This is a genomic window from Microbacterium sp. (assembly GCF_031178525.1).
Lineage (GTDB): Bacteria > Actinomycetota > Actinomycetes > Actinomycetales > Microbacteriaceae > Microbacterium.
This window is the reverse complement of the sequence record NZ_JAPSJA010000165.1, coordinates 1-5,434: the sequence shown is the minus strand read 5'-3', so window position 1 is coordinate 5,434 and position 5,434 is coordinate 1. Positions and strand designations below refer to the sequence as shown.

5 protein-coding genes are annotated in these 5,434 nt (G+C 70.8%); 4 read left to right on the top strand and 1 reads right to left on the bottom strand.

The annotated features are described in order from the left end of the window. The 4 genes from RIF89_RS10480 to RIF89_RS10465 form a co-directional block, all read left to right on the top strand. The coding region (locus RIF89_RS10480; protein WP_309069054.1) for a Gfo/Idh/MocA family oxidoreductase at positions 1 to 585 on the top strand (585 nt) is incomplete at its 5' end. A 5-nt stretch (positions 586 to 590) separates the two neighbouring features. Next, positions 591 to 1,766, top strand: coding sequence for a Gfo/Idh/MocA family oxidoreductase (locus RIF89_RS10475; protein ID WP_309069053.1), 1,176 nt, complete (start codon positions 591 to 593; stop codon positions 1,764 to 1,766). A 63-nt stretch (positions 1,767 to 1,829) separates the two neighbouring features. Next, positions 1,830 to 3,074 (top strand): 23S rRNA (adenine(2503)-C(2))-methyltransferase RlmN, encoded by a 1,245-nt coding sequence (gene rlmN / locus RIF89_RS10470; RefSeq protein ID WP_309069052.1) that lies wholly within the window; start codon positions 1,830 to 1,832, stop codon positions 3,072 to 3,074. 212 nt (positions 3,075 to 3,286) lie between these two features. Next, positions 3,287 to 4,300, top strand: coding sequence for an aldo/keto reductase family protein (locus tag RIF89_RS10465; RefSeq protein ID WP_309069051.1), 1,014 nt, complete (start codon positions 3,287 to 3,289; stop codon positions 4,298 to 4,300). Positions 4,301 to 4,346: 46 nt separating this feature from the next. On the opposite strand, the gene RIF89_RS10460 is transcribed toward RIF89_RS10465, so the two are convergent. Then, complete coding sequence (locus tag RIF89_RS10460) at positions 4,347 to 5,342, bottom strand: matrixin family metalloprotease (protein WP_309069050.1); 996 nt, start codon at positions 5,340 to 5,342, stop codon at positions 4,347 to 4,349. Positions 5,343 to 5,434: the final 92 nt, after the last annotated feature.

The window sequence follows — 5,434 nt, the reverse complement described above, 5'->3', positions numbered from 1 at the left end:
TTCTACTACCAGCACGGTGGCGGCCCGCTGTTCGACATGGGCCCCTATTACGTCTCCGCGCTCGTGACCCTCCTCGGCCCGGTGGTCTCGGTCGTCGGCGCCGCGAGCAGCCTGCGCGACCAGCGCACGATCGGATCCGGCCCGCGCGCGGGCGAGACCATCCGCGTCGATGTCGACACCCACGTCACCGGCGTGCTCACACACGAATCCGGCGTGCTGTCGACACTCGTGATGTCCTTCGACGCCGTGGCCACGCGGGCGTCCCGGATCGAGATCCACGGCACCGCCGGATCCATGGTGGTGCCGGACCCCAATCACTTCGACGGCGACGTCGAGGTGAACCTGCTGAGCGGGGACGGCTGGATCGTCCTGCCCCCGTCGGGCGGCTACGCGGGCGGCGGTCGCGGCATCGCGCTGCAGGACTTCGTCGCCACCGCAGGTGCGCCGCGCGCGAGCGGCGAGCTCGCCTTCCATGTGCTCGACGTCATGGAGTCCCTCATCCGCGCCGCGCACGAAGGTCGCGCCGTCGAGGTCGCCAGCACGTGCGACCGCCCCGTCCCTGTCCCGCTCACGGAACTGGTCTGATCACCATGCACCACGCACCCGCGCTCCGCGTCGCCCTCATCGGCTACTCGTTCATGGGGAGGATCCACGCGCAGGCGTGGCAGACGGCCCCCCGCTTCTTCGACGTGTCGGCGGAGGTCGACCTGGTGGTCGGCCGCGACGCGGCGGCCGTCGAGAAGTTCGCGCACACGTTCGACATCCCCCGCTGGAGCACCGACTGGCGCGAAGCGATCGCGGATCCGGACATCGACGCGATCGACATCTGCGTGCCCGGCGATCTGCACGCCGAGATCTCCGATGCCGCGCTCGCCGCGGGGAAGCATGTGCTGTGCGAGAAGCCGCTCGCGAACTCTCTCGGCGAGGCGCAGGCGATGGCCGCGGTCGCCGCCGAGGCGCGCGCGAACGGGGTGCAGTCGATGGTGGGCTTCAGCTACCGCGGCGCGCCCGCGCTCGGCGCCATGCGCCGGCTCATCGCCGACGGCCGCATCGGCACCATCCGGCACATCCGCGCGACGTACCTGCAGGACTGGATCGTCGACGAGCAGTTCCCCCTCGTGTGGCGCCTGCAGCGCGAGAAGGCGGGCTCGGGCGCCCTCGGCGACATCGGCGCGCACATCATCGACCTGGCCGCCTTCCTCACGGGACAGCGGCTCGCCGGCGTCAGCGCGCTGACCGAGACGTTCGTCCGGGAGCGGCCGCTGGTCGCGTCCTCCGGTTCTCTGGCGGCTGTCGCCGGAGCGGGCACGGGAGCGGTGGACGTGGACGATGCGGCCGTGTTCATCGCACGCACGGAGGGCGGAGCCCTCGCCACGTTCGAGGCCACGCGCTTCGCCGCCGGCCGCAAGAACGCGATCCGCATCGAGATCAACGGCTCGCGCGGCTCTGTCGCGTTCGACTTCGAGCGCATGAACGAGTTCGAGTTCCACGACCACACGCTTCCCGGCGCCGAAGCCGGGTTCCGCCGGATCCTCGCCACCGAGCCCGAGCATCCCTACCTCGAGGCCTGGTGGCCGCCCGGGCACGGCCTCGGCTACGAGCACACCTTCACGCACGAGGTGGTGGAGTTCGCGCGCGCCGTGGCCGCTGGCACGGCGCCGTCCCCGTCGTACGAGGACGGCCTGTACGTGCAGCGGGTGCTCGACGCCGTCGAGCGCTCGGCGGCGGCCGGTGCGGGCTGGGTGGACATCCCCCTCGCCGGTTGAGCGCGGAGCGCCCGTCGCGATGCGCACCAGCGCGCTCGCAGGAGCCGTCGCTAGCCTGGGAGCATGACCGACACGCCCGCGCGCCCCGCGAACACCCCCGTCCGCGCCACCGGCACGCGGCAGGTCCGGCCGCAGACCGAGGGCTGGCAGCAGCAGAAGGACGAGTCCGGCCGCCCGCTGCTGCAGTTCGCGAGCCCCAAGCGCGGCAAGCCGCCCGTGCACCTCGCCGACCTGACGACGGAGCAGCGCGTCGAGAAGGTCAAGGAGCTGGGGCTGCCCGGCTTCCGCGCCAAGCAGCTCGCGAAGCACTACTTCCAGCACTGGACGAGCGATCCCGCCGACATGACCGACCTGCCGGCCGCGGGTCGCGAGGAGCTCGTCGGCGGCATGCTGCCGAACCTGCTCACCGAGGTCCGCCGGCTGCAGACCGACAACGGCGACACGATCAAGTTCCTGTGGCGCCTGCACGACGGCGCGCTGGTCGAGTCGGTCCTGATGCGCTACCCCGGCCGCATCACCCTGTGTGTCTCGTCGCAGGCCGGCTGCGGCATGAACTGCCCGTTCTGCGCGACCGGCCAGGCGGGTCTGACGCGCAACATGTCCTCGGCCGAGATCATCGACCAGATCGTGCGCGCCAACCGCGCGATCGCCCAGGGCGAGCTGGGCCGCCGCGAGCACCCGGACGAGCGCGTCACGAACATCGTGTTCATGGGCATGGGCGAGCCGCTGGCGAACTACGCGCGCGTGATGCACGCCGTCCGCACCATGGTCGACAAGAAGGACGGCCTCGGCATGAGCGCGCGCGGCATCACGGTCTCGACCGTCGGCCTCGCGCCGGCCATCCGCAAGCTCGCCGACGAGGACATCCCTGTCACGTTCGCCCTGTCGCTGCATGCCCCCGACGACGAGCTGCGCGACGAGCTGATCCCGGTCAACTCGCGCTGGAAGGTCGACGAGGTGCTGGATGCCGCGCGCGGCTACTTCGAGAAGACCGGCCGCCGCGTGTCGATCGAGTACGCGCTGATCCGCGACATGAACGACCACCCGTGGCGCGCCGACCTGCTGGCCGAGAAGCTCAACGCCCGCGGCCGCGGCTGGGTGCACGTCAACCCGATCCCGCTGAACCCGACGCCCGGATCCGTGTGGGACGCCTCGGAGAAGTCGGTGCAGCGCGAGTTCGTGCGCCGGCTCAACGAGGCGGGAGTGCCCACCACGATCCGCGATACGCGCGGCAAGGCGATCGACGGCGCCTGCGGCCAGCTGGTCGCCACGGAAGAGGACCAGGCCGCCGCGGCGGCCACCGCCTGACCCCGCCGCCCCACCTCCCGGCTGCGTGCCACCTCCCGCGGGCCCAAACCACATGGTGTGAACGAGACCACACGGGGCGGACGTGGAGAACCATGTGGTTTCGGTCAGACCATGTGGTTTGGTGCGGCTTCGCGCGGCCCGTGCGGCAGCCCGGGTGGGCGGATGCCCGCGCAGCGACCCGCGAAGCGCCCCGCCGCCGATAGCGTGAGGGCATGGTCAACTATCGCTACCTCGGCAACAGCGGGTTCAAGGTCTCGGAGATCACCTACGGCAACTGGGTGACGCACGCATCGCAGGTCGAGAACGACGCCGCGATCGCCACGGTGCACGCGGCGCTCGACGCCGGCATCACGACGTTCGACACCGCCGACACGTACGCGAACACCGCCGCGGAGGAGGTGCTCGCCGAGGCGCTGAAGGGACAGCGCCGCGAGAGCCTCGAGATCTTCACGAAGGTCTACTTCCCGATCGGACCCAAGGGCCCGAACGACCACGGCCTGTCGCGCAAGCACATCATGGACGGGATCCACGGATCGCTGCGTCGCCTGAACGTCGAGTACGTCGACCTGTTCCAGGCCCACCGCTACGACTACGAGACGCCGCTCGAGGAGACGATGCAGGCCTTCGCCGACATCGTGCGCCAGGGCAAGGCGCTCTACATCGGCGTGTCCGAGTGGACCGCCGAGCAGCTGCGGGAGGGCCACGCGCTCGCGAAGCAGCTGGGCTTCCAGCTCGTGTCGAACCAGCCGCAGTACTCGATGCTGCACCGCGTGATCGAGGGCAAGGTCGTGCCCGCGTCCGAGGAGCTCGGCATCTCGCAGATCGTGTTCTCGCCCATGGCGCAGGGCGTGCTGAGCGGCAAGTACCTGCCCGGACAGCCCGTGCCGGAGGGCAGCCGCGCGACCGACGAGAAGAGCGGCGCGGGCTTCATCAAGCGGCTCCTGCGCGACGAGGTGCTCGAGGCGGTGCAGAAGGTCAAGCCGATCGCCGAGCAGGCCGGGCTGACGATGCCGCAGCTCGCGATCGCGTGGGTGCTGCAGAATCCCAACGTCGCCGCTGCCCTCGTCGGCGCCTCGCGCCCCGAGCAGCTCGCCGACACGGTCAAGGCGTCGGGCGTGAAGCTCGAGGCGGACGTGATGACGGCGATCGACGAGGCGCTCGGGGGCGTCGCGAACACCGACCCCGAGGACACCTACAGCGTCTCGCCCAAGCAGCGCCTGGTCTGAGCCTCTCGCCGGAGGGGCGCCGCACGGTGCCCCTCCGGCGACGGCGTCAGTTCGGGTACAGCGCGAGCAGGCCCCGCAGGTCGCCTAGGCCGAGGTAGCGGGCCGAGGAGTTGCAGGCGGTGACGGACGGGCTCATCGTCAGGTCGTTACCGCCGCGCTCGACGGCGTGGCCGAGCCCGAAGGCGTGACCGAACTCGTGCGTCAGCGTGGACCGCAGGTCGTACTTCGTGCCGGTGCAGCCGGAGACCGACGTCACCCAGCTGACGTTGCTGTTGTCGATGCGCAGGTCCGCCGCCCGGATCTGGTCGGTGCCGAAGACGAACGACACGCACGTGAGCGCGAGCGGGGTGCCGCTGAGGCTGCCGAAGTCGACGACGCTGACGGAGTCGGTCGAGGTGCAGGTGTTGGTCGAACTGATGTTGGCGTCGCCGAGCTGGTTCATCCTGGTGACGCCGGTCGCGGAGGGCGTCGGCGACAGACTGCAGCCGTCCGCGCCCGTCGTGATCGTCCTGAGGGCGTCGCCCACGACGATCTCCCAGTTGGCCTCGCTGATGTTGCTCGGGCGCCGTTCGGTGCTGTTGACCATGAACGTCGGCGTCGAGAACCACTTGCCTCCGAGAAGTGCGTGCGACGTGTCGCTGCAGCGGTTCACCGTCGCGGTCGTCGTGGCGCTGGTCGTGGCCGCGTGTCCTTCCGTCTCGACGCCCTCGTCCCCCGTGGCGGCATGCTCCTGCGTCTCCACGTCGACGACGCCGTCCGGGCTCGTGGTGACCGTGAGGGCGGTCTCGGTTCCATCGTCCCCGATCGCGATCGCGACGACTCCGTAACCGGCCTCGGGGATCTCGACGCCCACCCCGTCCTCGCGGACGGTCGTCACGGCGTCGCAGGACCGGGTGTCCAGACCGTCGGCGACCGCCGCCGACACGGCGCTCTGCTGTGCCGCCGGTGCCGGGCAGCCCCGGTCGCCGTGCGCCGCGGCGACGGAGGGGATGCCGACGACCGCCAGAGTGGCGATCGCCGCTAGCGTGAGAATCCGTTTCATGAATCGACCTCATTGCCTTCCGGTCCTGAGCGTCACACCGCGTGATCGCAACGCAAAGCTAGCGGACCGCGCGAGGGCGGATGTGCAGCGCC